Below are 15543 nucleotides of genomic sequence, written 5' to 3'. Positions count from 1 at the left end.
TTGTAACCCGCCAAATCGGCGGTAACGAAAGAGGATAAACCGTGTCCCGTATTATTATGCTGATCCCTACCGGAACCAGCGTCGGTCTGACCAGCGTCAGCCTTGGCGTGATCCGTGCAATGGAACGCAAAGGCGTTCGTCTGAGCGTTTTCAAACCTATCGCTCAGCCGCGTACCGGTGGCGATGCGCCCGATCAGACTACGACTATCGTGCGTGCGAACTCTTCCACCACGACGGCCGCTGAACCGCTGAAAATGAGCTACGTTGAAGGTCTGCTTTCCAGCAATCAGAAAGATGTGCTGATGGAAGAGATCATCGCGAACTACCACGCTAACACCAAAGACGCTGAAGTCGTTCTGGTTGAAGGTCTGGTCCCGACACGTAAACACCAGTTTGCCCAGTCTCTGAACTACGAAATCGCTAAAACGCTGAATGCGGAAATCGTCTTCGTTATGTCTCAGGGCACTGACACCCCGGAACAGCTGAAAGAGCGTATCGAACTGACCCGCAACAGCTTCGGCGGTGCAAAAAACACCAATATTACCGGCGTTATCGTTAACAAACTGAACGCTCCGGTTGATGAGCAGGGTCGTACTCGCCCGGATCTGTCCGAGATTTTTGACGACTCCACCAAAGCAAAAGTGAACAACGTTGATCCGGCGAAGCTGCAAGAATCCAGCCCTCTGCCGGTTCTCGGCGCTGTGCCGTGGAGCTTTGACCTGATCGCGACTCGTGCGATCGATATGGCTCGCCACCTGAATGCGACCATCATCAACGAAGGCGACATCAATACTCGCCGCGTTAAATCCGTCACTTTCTGCGCACGCAGCATTCCGCACATGCTGGAGCACTTCCGTGCCGGTTCTCTGCTGGTGACTTCCGCAGACCGCCCTGACGTGCTGGTTGCCGCGTGCCTGGCTGCCATGAACGGCGTAGAAATCGGTGCCCTGCTGCTGACTGGCGGCTACGAAATGGACGCGCGCATTTCTAAACTGTGCGAACGTGCTTTCGCTACCGGCCTGCCGGTATTTATGGTGAACACCAACACCTGGCAGACTTCTCTGAGCCTGCAGAGCTTCAACCTGGAAGTTCCGGTTGACGATCACGAGCGTATCGAGAAAGTTCAGGAATACGTTGCTAACTACATCAACGCTGACTGGATCGATTCTCTGACTGCCACTTCTGAGCGCAGCCGTCGTCTGTCTCCGCCAGCGTTCCGTTATCAGCTGACCGAACTTGCGCGCAAAGCGGGCAAACGTATCGTTCTGCCGGAAGGTGACGAACCGCGTACCGTTAAAGCAGCCGCTATCTGTGCTGAACGTGGTATCGCAACTTGCGTACTGCTGGGTAATCCAGCAGAGATCAACCGTGTTGCAGCCTCTCAGGGTGTAGAACTGGGTGCAGGCATTGAAATCGTTGATCCAGAAGTGGTTCGCGAAAACTATGTTGGTCGTCTGGTCGAACTGCGTAAGAACAAAGGCATGACCGAAACCGTTGCCCGCGAACAGCTGGAAGACAACGTGGTTCTCGGTACGCTGATGCTGGAACAAGATGAAGTTGATGGTCTGGTTTCCGGTGCTGTTCACACCACCGCAAACACCATCCGTCCGCCGCTGCAGCTGATCAAAACTGCACCGGGCAGCTCCCTGGTATCTTCCGTGTTCTTCATGCTGTTGCCGGAACAGGTTTACGTTTACGGTGACTGTGCGATCAACCCGGATCCGACCGCAGAACAGCTGGCAGAAATCGCGATTCAGTCCGCTGATTCCGCTGCGGCCTTCGGTATCGAACCGCGCGTTGCTATGCTCTCCTACTCCACCGGTACTTCTGGTGCTGGTAGCGACGTAGAAAAAGTTCGCGAAGCAACTCGTCTGGCGCAGGAAAAACGTCCTGATCTGATGATCGACGGTCCGCTGCAGTACGACGCTGCGGTAATGGCTGACGTTGCGAAATCCAAAGCACCGAACTCTCCGGTTGCAGGTCGCGCTACCGTGTTCATCTTCCCGGATCTGAACACCGGTAACACCACCTACAAAGCGGTACAGCGTTCTGCTGACCTGATCTCTATCGGACCGATGCTGCAGGGTATGCGCAAGCCGGTTAACGACCTGTCCCGTGGCGCACTGGTTGATGATATCGTCTACACCATCGCGCTGACTGCGATTCAGTCTGCACAGCAGCAGTAATCTCGTCATCATCCGCAGCTTTGCGCTGCGGATATCTGAACCGGAAATAGTCACTATTTCCGGTTTTTTATTCTATTAATTTGCATTAATCCTTTCTGATTATCTTGCTTAACTGCGCTGCATCAATGAATTGCGCCATCTCACTTTGCATACTTACCACTTTGTTTTGTGCAAGGGAATATTTGCGCTATGTCCGCAATCACTGAATCTAAACCAACAAGAAGATGGGCAATGCCCGATACGTTGGTGATTATCTTTTTTGTTGCCATTTTAACCAGCCTTGCCACCTGGGTAGTTCCGGTGGGCATGTTTGACAGTCAGGAAGTGCAGTATCAGGTTGATGGTCAAACAAAAACACGCAAAGTCGTAGATCCACACTCATTTCGCATTCTGACTAACGAAGCAGGCGAACCTGAGTATCACCGCGTACAGCTGTTCACGACGGGCGATGAACGCCCGGGTCTGATGAACTTCCCGTTTGAAGGGTTAACCTCAGGATCGAAATACGGGACAGCCGTTGGCATCATCATGTTTATGCTGGTGATTGGCGGCGCGTTTGGCATTGTGATGCGTACAGGAACCATTGATAACGGTATCCTGGCGCTTATTCGCCATACCCGCGGAAATGAAATTCTCTTTATTCCTGCGCTGTTTATTCTGTTTTCACTTGGCGGCGCAATATTTGGTATGGGAGAAGAGGCCGTCGCCTTTGCCATTATCATCGCACCGCTAATGGTCCGGCTGGGCTATGACAGTATTACCACCGTCCTTGTGACCTATATTGCCACGCAAATCGGTTTTGCCAGTTCGTGGATGAACCCGTTTTGTGTGGTTGTTGCTCAGGGTATTGCCGGCGTTCCGGTGCTTTCTGGCTCCGGGTTGCGCATCGTGGTGTGGGTTATCGCCACTCTGATTGGCCTGATCTTTACCATGGTGTACGCCTCACGAGTGAAAAAGAATCCTCTTCTGTCACGCGTGCATGAGTCCGACCGCTTCTTTCGTGAAAAGCAGGCTGATGTTGAACAACGTCCGTTTACCTTTGGTGACTGGCTGGTATTGATTGTCCTGACCGCCGTAATGGTCTGGGTTATTTGGGGCGTGATCGTTAATGCCTGGTTTATTCCTGAAATTGCCAGCCAGTTCTTCACCATGGGTCTGGTGATTGGCATCATCGGCGTTGTTTTCCGCCTTAACGGCATGACGGTTAATACCATGGCTTCATCCTTTACCGAAGGGGCGCGAATGATGATCGCCCCTGCCCTGCTGGTGGGTTTCGCCAAAGGGATTTTGCTGCTGGTCGGTAATGGTGAAGCGGGTGATGCCAGCGTGTTAAATACCATCCTCAACAGCATTGCCAATGCCATTAGCGGTCTGGATAACGCAGTCGCGGCCTGGTTTATGTTGCTCTTCCAGGCGGTATTTAATTTCTTCGTGACGTCCGGTTCTGGTCAGGCGGCGTTAACCATGCCGTTACTGGCACCGCTTGGCGATCTGGTCGGTGTTAACCGTCAGGTTACCGTGCTGGCGTTCCAGTTTGGTGATGGCTTCAGCCACATCATTTACCCAACCTCAGCTTCGTTAATGGCGACGCTCGGTGTTTGCCGGGTGGACTTCCGTAACTGGCTGAAGGTGGGTGCGACCCTGCTTGGACTGCTGTTTATTATGTCCAGCGTCGTGGTGATCGGCGCTCAGTTGATGGGCTACCACTAAAAATGTTAAGAGCCGCGATTGCGGCTCTTTTTTCATTCTGCCGTTTCAGTCTCTACGGCTTCATTTTTGGCATTGCGCTTCATCCACAACGCCAGCGCTTTCAGCGAGTCTGGAGTGAACTCATCGCAGCGTGCGGTGATTTCTTCCGGCGTCAGCCAGCAAACTTCACTGACTTCATCTTCCTGTAGAGCGAAGGGACCGTGAGAGACGCAGCTGAACAACGCGCCCCAGACACGGCAATTTTTATCTTCGAAATAGAACTGCCCGTGCTCGGCAAAGGGGACACCGGCAATGCCCAACTCTTCTTCCGCTTCGCGACGCGCGGATTCCAGCAGCTGCTCATCGGCCTGGACTACACCGCCTGCGGTCGCATCTAACATGCCGGGTAAAAAGTCTTTTGTCTCGGTACGACGCTGGACCAGAATTTTGCCCATGCCATCATGCACGACGATATAAGTTGCACGATGACGCAGACACTGTGCCCGCATTTGTTCCCGGCTGGCTTGTGCAATGACTTCGTTCTCTTCATTGACAATATCCACCCATTCAGTACTTGCCAAACGACGCTGTTCCATTATCAGGAAACCTTCTTTTTCTGGCGCTCTTACGGCGCATTTTGAGTTGTGGGTAAATTACGGATTAATCGCGACCTGCGCAATGATACTTTGATCATTGAGTGCGATTACACTAAGTACGTCATTATCCAGCATGCCATAACTCGCCGGATTACCGCCTTTCGGAATACTCACCGAGCCGGGGTTGAAGTGGAAAATCTCCCCCCGCTGTTCTGCCACTGGCAGATGGGTATGACCGTACACCAGCACATCGTTCTGGTTTAAAGCAGGTAGATTTTCCGGGCCAAAAAGATGACCATGCGTCAAAAACAGACGTTGTTTTTCCAGTAATACCTGTTGCCACGGCGCGGTTATCGGGAAATGCAGCAGCATTTGATCCACTTCGCTGTCGCAGTTGCCGCGCACAGCGATAACCTTATGTGCCACTTCATTAAGCCGTTCAGCGACTTTGGCTGGCGCGTAACCCTCCGGTAAAGCATTACGCGGGCCATGATTCAACACGTCGCCAAGGATCACCAGCCACTGGGCACCGCTTTGGACAAACAACTCCAGAACACGTTCCGTCGCCGGTAACGACCCATGAATGTCCGATGCAAACATCAGTTTCATCACTCACTCCTCGTCGAAAAAACGTAAGCTATGATACTGGATTCTGTCGTTGCTATCAGCCAGATTGCTTCGCCGAAAGTGCAATAAAACGCTGGACAGACGCTCGCTGCCACTGGAATGTCGCATAATCCACCAGGCGTTCCGGCACCTCATCGCCATGTAGTACCAGGCGGTTAATCATTAGCGCCAGATCAGTATCAGCAATGCACCATTCACCAAATAAATTCGGCTGACCCAGTGCTAACAAATGTTCTGCCATCGCGAACAGTTTCTCTGCACTGGCTTTTCCCTCGGCCGTTAGTGGCGCTTTTTTCGCCCCCGCAAAGACAACATCCGTCGGGCGTTCTTCGCGGATGGGCATCAGATCGCTGCGCAGCCAGGCCTGAATCTGTCGTGCTCGCGCACGATTTTCTAAATCAAGCGGATAAATACGTTCCCAGGTCGGTGGCGCAAATCGATCTTCCAGATACTCCGCAATGGCAGAAGATTCACTCAACTCAAAATCATCGATTTGTAATAACGGCACACGGCGTGTCTGACCGTAACCTTGCCACGTCGGCTGCAAATGTTCACCGCTGTCGAGGTCGATGGTCTTGATATGAAACGACAGGCCTTTCTCCTGCAACGCCACCCAGGCGGATAACACATAAGGGGAGAAAAAATGGGCATCTGACCAAAGCGTGATAGCGGGTTTACTCATTATGTCCTCGGCAATAAAGGGGGCTTGCTATCAAACTATAGAGCCTTTTTGTCACTGTCACGTGACGAATACTCACGCAAGTCGCCGCGCTTTCTATACTTGTGGTGTTCAGATGATTAGACAACCGGAGCTGCAATGATCGATCTCTATTTCGCCCCGACACCCAATGGTCACAAAATTACGCTGTTTCTCGAAGAAGCAGGGCTGGATTATCGCTTAATAAAGGTAGACCTGGGGAAAGGAGGTCAGTTTCGCCCGGAATTTTTGCGCATTTCGCCTAACAACAAAATTCCGGCAATTGTTGATCATTCTCCAGCCGATGGCGGCGAACCGCTAAGCCTCTTTGAGTCTGGTGCCATTTTGTTGTATCTGGCTGAGAAAACGGGACTCTTTTTGAGTCATGAAACGCGTGAACGCGCCGTCACATTACAGTGGTTATTCTGGCAGGTAGGCGGACTGGGGCCGATGCTTGGGCAAAATCATCATTTTAATCACGCAGCCCCCCAAACCATTCCTTACGCTATTGAACGTTATCAGGTTGAAACTCAGCGTCTGTACCATGTACTGAACAAGCGGCTGGAAAATTCGCCCTGGCTGGGAGGCGAGAACTACAGCATTGCGGATATTGCCTGCTGGCCGTGGGTTAATGCCTGGACTCGCCAGCGAATTGACCTCGCAATGTATCCGGCAGTCAAGAACTGGCATGAGCGGATCCGTTCACGCCCTGCCACCGGGCTGGCACTGCTAAAAGCACAACACGGTGATGAGCGTTCGGATAGTTAACAGAAACAGGTTCTCGTGTATTATTTCATTCTAAGTAAAACAACGGAGAACCTGCAATGGCACAACCTGCCGCTATTATTCGTATAAAGAACCTTCGTTTACGTACGTTTATCGGAATTAAGGAAGAAGAAATTAACAACCGTCAGGATATTGTTATCAATGTGACGATCCACTACCCCGCCGATAAAGCGCGCACTAGCGAAGATATCAACGATGCGCTGAATTATCGCACCGTAACGAAAAACATTATTCAGCATGTAGAGAATAACCGTTTCTCTTTGCTGGAAAAATTAACTCAGGATGTGCTCGATATCGCACGTGAACATCACTGGGTGACGTATGCTGAAGTGGAGATCGATAAACTGCACGCGCTGCGCTACGCCGATTCGGTATCCATGACCTTAAGCTGGCAGCGTTAACCGCCATATTGGGAGGCTGCATGAACATAGTGATCACCGGAGGGACGGGATTAATTGGTCGCTATTTGATTCCACGTTTGCTGGACCTGGGCCATCAAATCACGGTAGTGACGCGTAACCCGCAGAAAGCCAGTTCCGTTCTCGGCCCTCGGGTGACACTATGGCAAGGGCTTGCCGGACAAAGCAACCTCAACGGCGTTGATGCGGTAATCAACCTGGCCGGAGAACCGATTGCTGATAAACGCTGGACTCACGAGCAAAAAGAGCGTCTCTGCCAAAGCCGCTGGAATATCACGCAAAAACTGGTCGATTTGATTAATGCCAGCGACACGCCACCGTCGGTACTCATTTCCGGCTCGGCAACGGGCTATTATGGCGACTTAGGTGAAGTGGTGGTTACCGAAGAGGAACCGCCGCATAACGAATTTACCCATAAACTCTGCGCCCGCTGGGAAGAAATTGCCTGCCGGGCACAAAGTGACAAAACGCGAGTGTGCCTGCTGCGTACCGGCGTAGTGCTGGCACCGGATGGCGGTATTCTCGGTAAAATGCTGCCGCCGTTTCGTCTTGGCCTGGGCGGGCCGATTGGTTCCGGTCGGCAGTATCTGGCCTGGATTCATATTGATGATATGGTCAACGGCATTCTCTGGCTGCTGGATAACGAGCTGCGCGGGCCATTTAATATGGTTTCGCCCTACCCGGTGCGCAATGAACAATTTGCCCATGCACTGGGTCATGCGCTGCATCGCCCGGCCATTTTGCGCGTCCCTGCGACCGCCATTCGGTTGTTAATGGGCGAATCTTCAGTTCTGGTATTAGGCGGTCAACGCGCGCTGCCAAAAAAGCTGGAAGAAGCGGGTTTTGCGTTTCGCTGGTACGATTTAGAAGAGGCGCTGGCGGATGTCGTTCGCTGATGTGGTTTACTGCAAACATCCGCCAGTTAACTCCCGGTGTTACAGGGTTAGTGGCTTGGCGCGATAAGATCGTCTGGTGAAAGTCGGGTCAGCGTCAGGATGACTTCGTGGTCAAATCCTTTTTCCATCATCTCCTGAGCAATGCGCAGGGCTTCTTCGTGTTTGCCCTGCATTGCGCCTTCTTCACGTAATCTGTCAGCAATGGTCATCAGTTTCTCCTTTTCTTGTGGTGCGCGTTCCGCTATCTCACCAATAAATGCACGGAAACGCCGGGCATCCCCCGTTTGTAATACGTAATTAAACAGGGCTTTTAGCTGTCTGTCATTAGTGTTCCCTGTAACTAGCAGCGAAACAATTTGGTCGACTAATCCCAACAGATCGCGCTGACGAATATGTTTCTGAATTAACTCCAACAGCGCCATTTTGCGATGTTGCATAATCTCGTCATCCGGCACCACGGTAATATCCACCAGCGGAAAAGCCGATGAATAAATTTTGCGGGCAATCGCAGGCTCGGCAAATTCATCAAGCCAGCAGAGTGAATATGGATAAGGGCTTCTGCAACCATGATAAAACAGCATCGGGATCACTAATGGAAGCTCTTTATAACCCGCATCAAGATGGTTTTGCATCGCCGCAATGGAATAGCGCATCATGCGAAAAGCCATTAATTCCTCTGGCTTACTTTGGTGCTCTATCACCACATAAATATAACCCGCTCCCTCCTGCGTTTTCACAGACCACAAGAGGTCGGAATAATATTGCCGCAGGTCTTCATCAATAAAACTATTTGGTTCCAGTTTAAGCGTCGTTAAATCACACAGTTTGCGCAGCGGCGCGGGAAGATGAATATCAATAAAATCCCGCGCGGTGTCTGGATGGCGTAAAAAAGATTTAAATACCGCATCATGCGGCGTGGAAGTTGTCGATATTGTCATGGCGTTCCGTCACCCCTCAAATTTAAGATGACGCGACAATAACCACGATTTACACCCAATGCAGCAGGCAGTTTTTATCTTTGGACAGCGAATTCAGAACTATTTTTAGCGGACTGCAACTTTTACATTTCAGCGGAAGCGGACTCGCAAATTCCCCATGAAATACTCCGGCAGCGTTAACCACCGGAGAGGAAATTATTTCAGCGAACCTTTAAGGAACTGTTGCAGACGAGGGCTTTGCGGGTTACCGAATAACTGCTCCGGCGCCCCTTCTTCTTCTATTTTCCCCTGATGGAGGAAAATGACGTGAGTAGAAACATGACGAGCAAAGCCCATTTCGTGAGTCACTACCACCATGGTTTTCCCCTCTTCTGCCAGTTGCTGCATAATACGCAACACTTCGCCTACCAGTTCAGGATCGAGCGCTGAAGTAGGTTCATCAAACAGTAAAACTTCCGGTTCCATCGCTAGCGCCCGCGCGATAGAAACACGCTGTTGCTGACCACCGGACAGGTGCACCGGGTATTTCCCCTGCGCACGTTCGTCTATCCCGACTTTTGCCAGATATTTCACCGCCCGCTCGCGCGCTTCCTGCTTGCTCAGGCCCAACACCTGAATCGGCGCTTCCATGACGTTTTCCAGCACCGTCATATGGCTCCAGAGATTGAAGTGCTGAAATACCATCGTCAGGCGTGTGCGCAATAAGCGCAGCTGATTTTTATCGGCGACTTTGAGTTGACCATCTTTATCGCGCACCAGATTGATCGTCTGGCCATTGACCACGATCGATCCTTCGCTCGGTTTTTCGAGGAAGTTAATGCAGCGCAGAAAGGTACTTTTACCCGATCCCGACGATCCGATGATGCTTATGACATCTCCGGCATTCGCTTGCAATGAGACCCCTTTCAGCACTTCGTGTTCGCCGTAGCGTTTGTGCAAATCGATAACGTTTAATTTATTCTCGGACATCGTATTCTCAGTGCGTTGAAGAAGGTTTCACATGCTGCAACCAGCGTTTTTCAGCTCTACGAAAGAGGCTGATCAGGACATAAGAGATGATTAAATAGAGCACCGCGGCAATGCCAAAAGCGGTAAAAGGTTGATATGTGGCGGCGTTAATATCGCGGGCAATTTTCAGCAGATCCGGCACCGTGGCAGTAAATGCCAGCGCAGTAGAGTGCAGCATCAGGATCACTTCGTTGCTGTATGCCGGTAACGCAATACGCAGCGCAGAAGGCAAAATAATGCAGCGATACATTTTAAAGGTCGAGAAGCCATAGGCTCTGGCGGCTTCAATTTCCCCATGCGGCACTGAACGGATTGCCCCGGCAAAAATCTCGGTAGTGTAAGCGCAGGTGTTAAGCGTCAGCGCCAGCACGGTACAGTTCAGGCCACTGCGGAAGAAAGCGTTAAGGAATTCGGTTCCCTTAACAATCTCAAGCGTGTACATGCCGGAATAGAACACCAGCAACTGAACATACAGCGGCGTACCGCGAAAAATATAGGTAAATAACCAGATTGGAAACTGGATGTATTTATTACTGGAGACACGACCAATCGCCAGAAACAGCGCCAGAACTCCGCCTATCACTACCGACAAAATAAGCAGCCACAGAGTGATTGCCACGCCAGTAAAGCGATAACCGTCGGTCCACAACAACGGTTTCCAGTATTCATGTAAAATTTCGATCACAGGTCAGCCCTCTTCACACCCACGGAGTAGCGGCGCTCAAGGAACAGCAGCACACCATTGGAAACGGTGGTGAAAACCAGGTAAATCACGCCACAGACGATGGCGAAATAGAACGGTTCCCAGGTACTTTTGCCTGCCAGTTGCGTGGCTTTGACCACATCTTCCAGGCCGAGTAACGAAACCAAAGCGGTAGATTTGAGAATCACCTGCCAGTTGTTGCCAATGCCTGGCAGGGCGTAACGCATCATCGCCGGAAACATGATCCGCCGAAACACTTGCCCACGAGTAAAACCGAACGCCGTCGCCGCCTCTATATGCCCTTTCGGCACAGCCATAAACGCGCCACGGAACGTTTCGGTAAAATAAGCACCGTAGATAAAACCGAGAGTAATAATACCAGCGACCATCGGATCGATATCAATCTGCCCGACGCCCATCGCCTCCGTCACCGTGTTTAGCGCAATCTGCAAACCGTAGAAAATCAGCAGCATCAATACTAAATCCGGCACGCCTCGAATCAGCGTGGTGTACCCTTCGAAAATAAGGCCCGAAAGCCGATTTTGTGAGAGCTTACCGCCAGCGCCAATTAAACCGATGATTACAGCGAGCACTACAGAGCTGATAGCCAGCTCCAGCGTGACGAGCGCACCCTGTAAAATAACACCTGAAAACCCATACAACATGCTGCCTGTCCTGTCGTGTGTGGTGAATTACCGCCTCTTGTCTCCCTCCGGATACCCGAAGGGAGCGGGCTTTCTTTCACCGATGGCGATTAACCACCATAAACATCAAAATCGAAGTACTTTTTCGCTAATTTCTCGTAAGTACCGTCAGCGCGCATTTCGGCAAAGGCTTTGTTCAGTGCCTCGCGCAGTTCGTTATCTTCTTTACGCAGGCCCATGCCGGTCCCTACGCCAAACAGTTTTTCATCTTTAACAGACGGGCCACCGAATTTGTAATCTTTACCGACGGGTTGTTTGAGGAAACCTTCGCTGGCTGCGACCTCATCCTGGAACGCGGCATCAATACGTCTGGCAGTCAGGTCAGAATAAATATTGTCCTGCCCCTGATAAGAAACGATTTCAATGCCTTTTGGTGCCCAGTGTTCGTTACCGAACGTCTCCTGGGTGGTGCCCTGCAATACGCCTATCCGTTTGCCTTTCAGCGATTCGACTGTCGGCTGAATGTCGGAATTTTTCGCCACCACCAAACGAGAATCGGCAGCGTACAGTTTGTCGGTGAAGGCTATTTCTTGCTGACGTTTTTCCGTAATGGAAAGCGATGACATGATGGCGTCAATCTTCTTCGCTTTTAAGGACGGGATTAACGCATCGAGTGGGTTTTCGACAAACGTACATTGCGTATTGATGCGTTTGCACAACTCCTTCGCCAGATCGATATCGAAGCCAACCAGTTCACCTTGTGAATTTTTTGATTCAAATGGCGCATAGGTCGGATCGGTACCGATGCGGATGTTTTGCGGAATCGCAGCAAATGCCGCAGTTGCGCTGGAGAAGGCCAGAACCAGAGAGAGCGATAGCACCAGTTTTTTCATAATGTCCTCAACTGACAGTCTTTTTATCGGGAATATTTACAGGTTTGTTACACTTATCGTGCCATAAAATTGACCATCAAGGCAAAATATCCCGCCCCGCCAGACGTATTATTTTTCATTAAAAATGCTTAAGTATGCATTTCAATGCACCACGATAGTGCAACAAACCTGGCGTGCACCATGATGATCATTCCATCAGGTACAGCTTCCCTGCGACGTATCAGTCACCGTAGACATTAAAGTCGAAATACTTTTTCGCCATCTTGTCGTAGGTGCCGTCCTGACGCAGCTCGTTAAGCGCCTTATTGAAGGCCGCCGTCAGTTCAGCATCATCTTTACGCAGCCCTACACCGGTGCCGTCACCGAAGTATTTTTTGTCTTTCACTGATGGGCCTGCAAAGGCGAAATCTTTACCGGCGGGTTGCTTAAGGAAACCTTCGCTGGCAGCAACTTCATCTTGTAACGCAGCATCCAGACGTCCTGCAGCCAGATCGGAATAGACCAAATCCTGGTTGGCATAGGCCACCACATCCACGCCTTTGCTACGCCAGGTCTCGTTAGCGTATGCTTCCTGGGTTGATCCCTGCAGCACACCAACATGTTTACCTTTCAGTGAATCCAGCGTTGGCTGAATCGGTGAACCTTTGGCGGCAATCAAACGAGAATCTGCGGCGTACAGCTTGTCAGAGAAGGCTATCTCCTGCTGACGTTTATCGGTAATGGAGAGCGACGAAATAATGGTGTCGATTTTTTTCGCTTTCAGTGAGGGGATCAGCGCGTCAAAGTCACTGGCAACCCAGGTACATTTCACCTGCATCCGTTTGCACATCTCGTTACCGAGATCGATATCAAAGCCAACAAAGTCACCTTTGGCATCTTTCGATGAGAACGGTGCGTAGGTGGTATCGGTTCCGATACGTACCGTCTCCGGTAGCGCCGCATAGCTGGAAGCCGCTGCGGAGAGACCGACTAACAAAGACAGAGCGAGAATCGACTTCTTCATACATAACCCTCAAGTGAAAATGGCTTTTTTATGTTGTGTATTGTGTTGTGTGTTTGCAGGCTCTTTCATGCAGGTCTTATGCCATCTTGACGACAGCAGTAACATTCAACGTTAAATATGTTAATAAGACGTTGCACTATTGTCCTAAAGTTGAAGATAGCAGGTATAGCGGTTGAATCGCAGCGTTTCGATTGAATGGCAGAAACAAAATGTCGAGGATTTGATCGCGGTTGCAAAATTGCCCTGAAACAGGGCAACAGCGGAGTTATGCGCCCTGCCAGCGGGCAAAGAGATCTTCAGGAAGGGTTACCGCAAACTGGTCAAGAACACGATTAACCGTCTGATTTATCACATCATCAAGGGATTGTGGGCGATGATAAAACGCCGGAACGGGAGGCATAATCACCGCACCGATTTCTGCCGCCTGAGTCATTAAACGCAGATGGCCTAAGTGCAGTGGCGTTTCACGCACGCAGAGCACCAACGGGCGACGCTCTTTCAGCACCACATCTGCCGCACGGGTCAGTAAGCCATCAGTATAGCTATGGACAATGCCGGACAGGGTTTTGATTGAACAGGGTAAAATCACCATCCCCAACGTCTGGAAAGAACCGGAAGAAATGCTGGCAGCAATATCGCGCGCATCGTGTGTCACATCAGCTAACGCCTGCACTTCGCGCAGGGAAAAATCCGTTTCGAGGGATAAGGTCTGGCGCGCCGCCTGGCTCATTACCAGATGCGTTTCGATATCTGTGACATCGCGCAGAACCTGTAATAAACGCACGCCATAAATCGCGCCGCTGGCACCGCTGATGCCTACAATGAGTCGTTTCATAAATAGTTGCCCTGTCAGACTTGCAGGCTGACTTTGCAGGATTTCGGCGGGAGTTGCAAGTCAGGGTGCCAGACCGGCACCCTGAGCGAAGGCATCATCCTTCGTTATGCATTTCGAGATTTTCCACTTCGTTCTGACGTTGCACTGCTTTGGCGTCGTCATTACGTAAAGTATCGAGGAAATCGAGGTAGCCCTGATCAACGTCTTTGGTGACGTAGACGCCGTTGAACACCGAGCATTCAAACTGCTGGATATCCGGGTTTTCAGCGCGAACGGCTTCGATCAGATCGTTCAGATCCTGGAAAATCAACCCGTCAGCACCGATGATCTGGCGAATTTCATCTACTTCGCGACCGTGAGCGATCAGTTCCGTGGCGCTCGGCATATCGATACCGTAAACGTTCGGGAAGCGAATTTCCGGTGCCGCAGAAGCGAGGTACACTTTCTTCGCTCCGGCTTCGCGTGCCATCTCAATAATCTGCTCAGAAGTGGTGCCACGGACGATAGAGTCGTCGACCAGCAGGACGTTTTTATCGCGGAACTCGGCGCGGTTGGCGTTCAGTTTACGGCGCACGGACTTACGACGCAGCTGCTGACCCGGCATGATGAAGGTGCGGCCAACATAGCGGTTTTTAACGAAGCCCTGGCGGTACGGTTTGCCCAGAATACGCGCAATTTCCAGCGCGATATCACACGAGGTTTCCGGAATAGGGATCACCACGTCGATATCCAGATCTTCCCATTCGCGGGCAATTTTTTCGCCCAGTTTGGTGCCCATATTCACGCGCGCGCTGTAAACGGAAATTTTGTCGATGAACGAGTCCGGGCGGGCAAAGTATACATACTCAAACAGGCACGGATTGCTGACCGGATTGTCAGCACATTGACGGGTAAACAACTGTCCTTCTTCAGTGATGTAAATCGCTTCGCCCGGCGCGACGTCACGCAGGAAATCAAAGCCCAGCGTATCGAGCGCAACGCTTTCGGAAGCGACCATATATTCTGTGCGGTTCTCGTCAATATCACGTTTTCCCAGTACCAGCGGACGAATCCCGTTAGGATCGCGGAAAGCAACCATACCGTGGCCGATGATCATCGCCACACAGGCATACGCGCCGCGGATTAAGCGGTTTGTAGCAGCGATGGCGGCGAAAATGTTGTCGGCTTCCAGCGGGTAGTGGCGGAAGTTGTCCAGCTCGCTGGCGAAGATATTAAGCAGAATTTCCGAGTCGGAAGTGGTGTTGATGTGGCGGCGTTTTTCTTCAAACAGTTTTTTACGCAACTCGTGAGCGTTGGTCAGATTGCCGTTGTGGGCAAGCGTAATGCCATACGGGGAGTTAACGTAAAACGGCTGCGCTTCAGAGGCGCTGGAGCTGCCAGCCGTGGGGTAACGCACATGACCAATGCCCATATTGCCCTGCAAACGCTGCATATGGCGAGCTTCAAATACATCGCTCACCAGCCCGTTCGCTTTACGCAAACGGAAGCAGTTATTGGCATCTATGGTGATGATGCCGGCGGCATCCTGACCGCGATGCTGAAGCACCGTTAAGGCATCATAAATCGACTGGTTAACCGGCATAACACCGGCGATACCGACAATACCGCACATACGTCTTTTTC

The 15543-nt window shown here is 51.2% G+C and carries 16 protein-coding genes; 5 read left to right on the top strand and 11 right to left on the bottom strand.

Going from position 1 to position 15543, the window contains the following annotated elements:
- Positions 1-41: 41 nt before the first annotated feature.
- Positions 42-2186, top strand: a complete 2145-nt coding sequence (gene pta, locus EAS44_RS08830) for a phosphate acetyltransferase (protein ID WP_000086709.1) — start codon at positions 42-44, stop codon at positions 2184-2186.
- A gap of 189 nt (positions 2187-2375) precedes the next feature.
- Positions 2376-3896, top strand: coding sequence for a putative basic amino acid antiporter YfcC (gene yfcC / locus EAS44_RS08825; protein ID WP_001274489.1), 1521 nt, complete (start codon positions 2376-2378; stop codon positions 3894-3896).
- A 32-nt stretch (positions 3897-3928) separates the two neighbouring features.
- Here yfcC and yfcD read toward each other — a convergent pair whose 3' ends face one another.
- From yfcD to yfcF, 3 genes are read right to left on the bottom strand one after another with little or no spacing between them, the layout of a single operon-like run.
- On the bottom strand, positions 3929-4471 hold the full coding sequence (yfcD, locus tag EAS44_RS08820; RefSeq protein WP_000437935.1) for an NUDIX hydrolase YfcD: 543 nt from the start codon (positions 4469-4471) through the stop codon (positions 3929-3931).
- A 57-nt stretch (positions 4472-4528) separates the two neighbouring features.
- Entirely contained in the window at positions 4529-5080 is a 552-nt protein-coding gene (gene yfcE / locus EAS44_RS08815) for a phosphodiesterase (RefSeq protein WP_001314009.1), read from the bottom strand.
- 55 nt (positions 5081-5135) lie between these two features.
- On the bottom strand, positions 5136-5780 hold the full coding sequence (gene yfcF, locus EAS44_RS08810) for a glutathione transferase (protein WP_000042440.1): 645 nt from the start codon (positions 5778-5780) through the stop codon (positions 5136-5138).
- A 135-nt stretch (positions 5781-5915) separates the two neighbouring features.
- On the opposite strand from yfcF, the gene yfcG reads away from it, so the two are divergent.
- From yfcG to yfcH, 3 genes are read left to right on the top strand one after another with little or no spacing between them, the layout of a single operon-like run.
- A complete protein-coding gene (gene yfcG / locus EAS44_RS08805) occupies positions 5916-6563 on the top strand; it encodes a GSH-dependent disulfide bond oxidoreductase (protein ID WP_000566501.1) in 648 nt (215 codons plus the stop codon).
- 56 nt (positions 6564-6619) lie between these two features.
- Positions 6620-6982: a dihydroneopterin triphosphate 2'-epimerase gene (folX, locus tag EAS44_RS08800; protein ID WP_000068457.1), complete on the top strand. Its 363-nt coding sequence runs from the start codon at positions 6620-6622 to the stop codon at positions 6980-6982.
- A 20-nt stretch (positions 6983-7002) separates the two neighbouring features.
- Positions 7003-7896, top strand: coding sequence for a TIGR01777 family oxidoreductase (gene yfcH / locus EAS44_RS08795; RefSeq protein ID WP_001028355.1), 894 nt, complete (start codon positions 7003-7005; stop codon positions 7894-7896).
- Between the two features lie 47 nt (positions 7897-7943).
- Here the strand turns inward: yfcH and rpnB are convergent, their stop codons facing one another.
- The 8 genes from rpnB to purF form a co-directional block, all read right to left on the bottom strand.
- Positions 7944-8834, bottom strand: coding sequence for a recombination-promoting nuclease RpnB (gene rpnB, locus EAS44_RS08790; protein ID WP_000156130.1), 891 nt, complete (start codon positions 8832-8834; stop codon positions 7944-7946).
- 195 nt (positions 8835-9029) lie between these two features.
- Positions 9030-9803 (bottom strand): histidine ABC transporter ATP-binding protein HisP, encoded by a 774-nt coding sequence (hisP, locus tag EAS44_RS08785; protein ID WP_001293612.1) that lies wholly within the window; start codon positions 9801-9803, stop codon positions 9030-9032.
- Between the two features lie 7 nt (positions 9804-9810).
- Positions 9811-10527, bottom strand: a complete 717-nt coding sequence (hisM, locus tag EAS44_RS08780) for an ABC transporter permease (RefSeq protein WP_000569958.1) — start codon at positions 10525-10527, stop codon at positions 9811-9813.
- Positions 10524-11210, bottom strand: coding sequence for a histidine ABC transporter permease HisQ (hisQ, locus tag EAS44_RS08775; protein WP_000965518.1), 687 nt, complete (start codon positions 11208-11210; stop codon positions 10524-10526). Before hisQ ends, hisM begins: the two co-directional genes overlap by 4 nt.
- 89 nt (positions 11211-11299) lie before the next feature.
- Positions 11300-12082, bottom strand: a complete 783-nt coding sequence (gene hisJ / locus EAS44_RS08770; protein ID WP_000737619.1) for a histidine ABC transporter substrate-binding protein HisJ — start codon at positions 12080-12082, stop codon at positions 11300-11302.
- 220 nt (positions 12083-12302) lie between these two features.
- A complete protein-coding gene (gene argT / locus EAS44_RS08765) occupies positions 12303-13085 on the bottom strand; it encodes a lysine/arginine/ornithine ABC transporter substrate-binding protein ArgT (protein ID WP_000748268.1) in 783 nt (260 codons plus the stop codon).
- 265 nt (positions 13086-13350) lie between these two features.
- Positions 13351-13920: a flavin prenyltransferase UbiX gene (gene ubiX / locus EAS44_RS08760; protein ID WP_000825701.1), complete on the bottom strand. Its 570-nt coding sequence runs from the start codon at positions 13918-13920 to the stop codon at positions 13351-13353.
- Positions 13921-14014: 94 nt separating this feature from the next.
- Positions 14015-15532 carry an amidophosphoribosyltransferase gene (purF, locus tag EAS44_RS08755; RefSeq protein ID WP_000334221.1) on the bottom strand — a complete coding sequence of 506 codons (1518 nt, stop codon included), beginning with the start codon at positions 15530-15532 and terminating at the stop codon, positions 14015-14017.
- Positions 15533-15543 lie beyond the last annotated feature (11 nt).

The sequence above is a fragment of the Escherichia coli DSM 30083 = JCM 1649 = ATCC 11775 genome (genome assembly GCF_003697165.2).
GTDB lineage: Bacteria > Pseudomonadota > Gammaproteobacteria > Enterobacterales > Enterobacteriaceae > Escherichia > Escherichia coli.
Note: the sequence above shows the minus strand (reverse complement) of the source record. Positions and strands in the feature narration are given on the sequence as shown.

Excerpts from the sequence above, each read along its gene's own strand:
- rpnB (WP_000156130.1), bottom strand. The coding sequence starts at position 8,834 with ATGACAATATCGACAACTTCCACGCCGCATGATGCGGTATTTAAATCT.
- purF (WP_000334221.1), bottom strand. The coding sequence starts at position 15,532 with ATGTGCGGTATTGTCGGTATCGCCGGTGTTATGCCGGTTAACCAGTCG.
- hisJ (WP_000737619.1), bottom strand. The coding sequence starts at position 12,082 with ATGAAAAAACTGGTGCTATCGCTCTCTCTGGTTCTGGCCTTCTCCAGC.
- yfcD (WP_000437935.1), bottom strand. The coding sequence starts at position 4,471 with ATGGAACAGCGTCGTTTGGCAAGTACTGAATGGGTGGATATTGTCAAT.
- yfcH (WP_001028355.1), top strand. The coding sequence starts at position 7,003 with ATGAACATAGTGATCACCGGAGGGACGGGATTAATTGGTCGCTATTTG.
- ubiX (WP_000825701.1), bottom strand. The coding sequence starts at position 13,920 with ATGAAACGACTCATTGTAGGCATCAGCGGTGCCAGCGGCGCGATTTAT.
- hisQ (WP_000965518.1), bottom strand. The coding sequence starts at position 11,210 with ATGTTGTATGGGTTTTCAGGTGTTATTTTACAGGGTGCGCTCGTCACG.
- folX (WP_000068457.1), top strand. The coding sequence starts at position 6,620 with ATGGCACAACCTGCCGCTATTATTCGTATAAAGAACCTTCGTTTACGT.
- yfcC (WP_001274489.1), top strand. The coding sequence starts at position 2,376 with ATGTCCGCAATCACTGAATCTAAACCAACAAGAAGATGGGCAATGCCC.
- argT (WP_000748268.1), bottom strand. The coding sequence starts at position 13,085 with ATGAAGAAGTCGATTCTCGCTCTGTCTTTGTTAGTCGGTCTCTCCGCA.
- yfcG (WP_000566501.1), top strand. The coding sequence starts at position 5,916 with ATGATCGATCTCTATTTCGCCCCGACACCCAATGGTCACAAAATTACG.
- hisP (WP_001293612.1), bottom strand. The coding sequence starts at position 9,803 with ATGTCCGAGAATAAATTAAACGTTATCGATTTGCACAAACGCTACGGC.
- yfcE (WP_001314009.1), bottom strand. The coding sequence starts at position 5,080 with ATGAAACTGATGTTTGCATCGGACATTCATGGGTCGTTACCGGCGACG.
- yfcF (WP_000042440.1), bottom strand. The coding sequence starts at position 5,780 with ATGAGTAAACCCGCTATCACGCTTTGGTCAGATGCCCATTTTTTCTCC.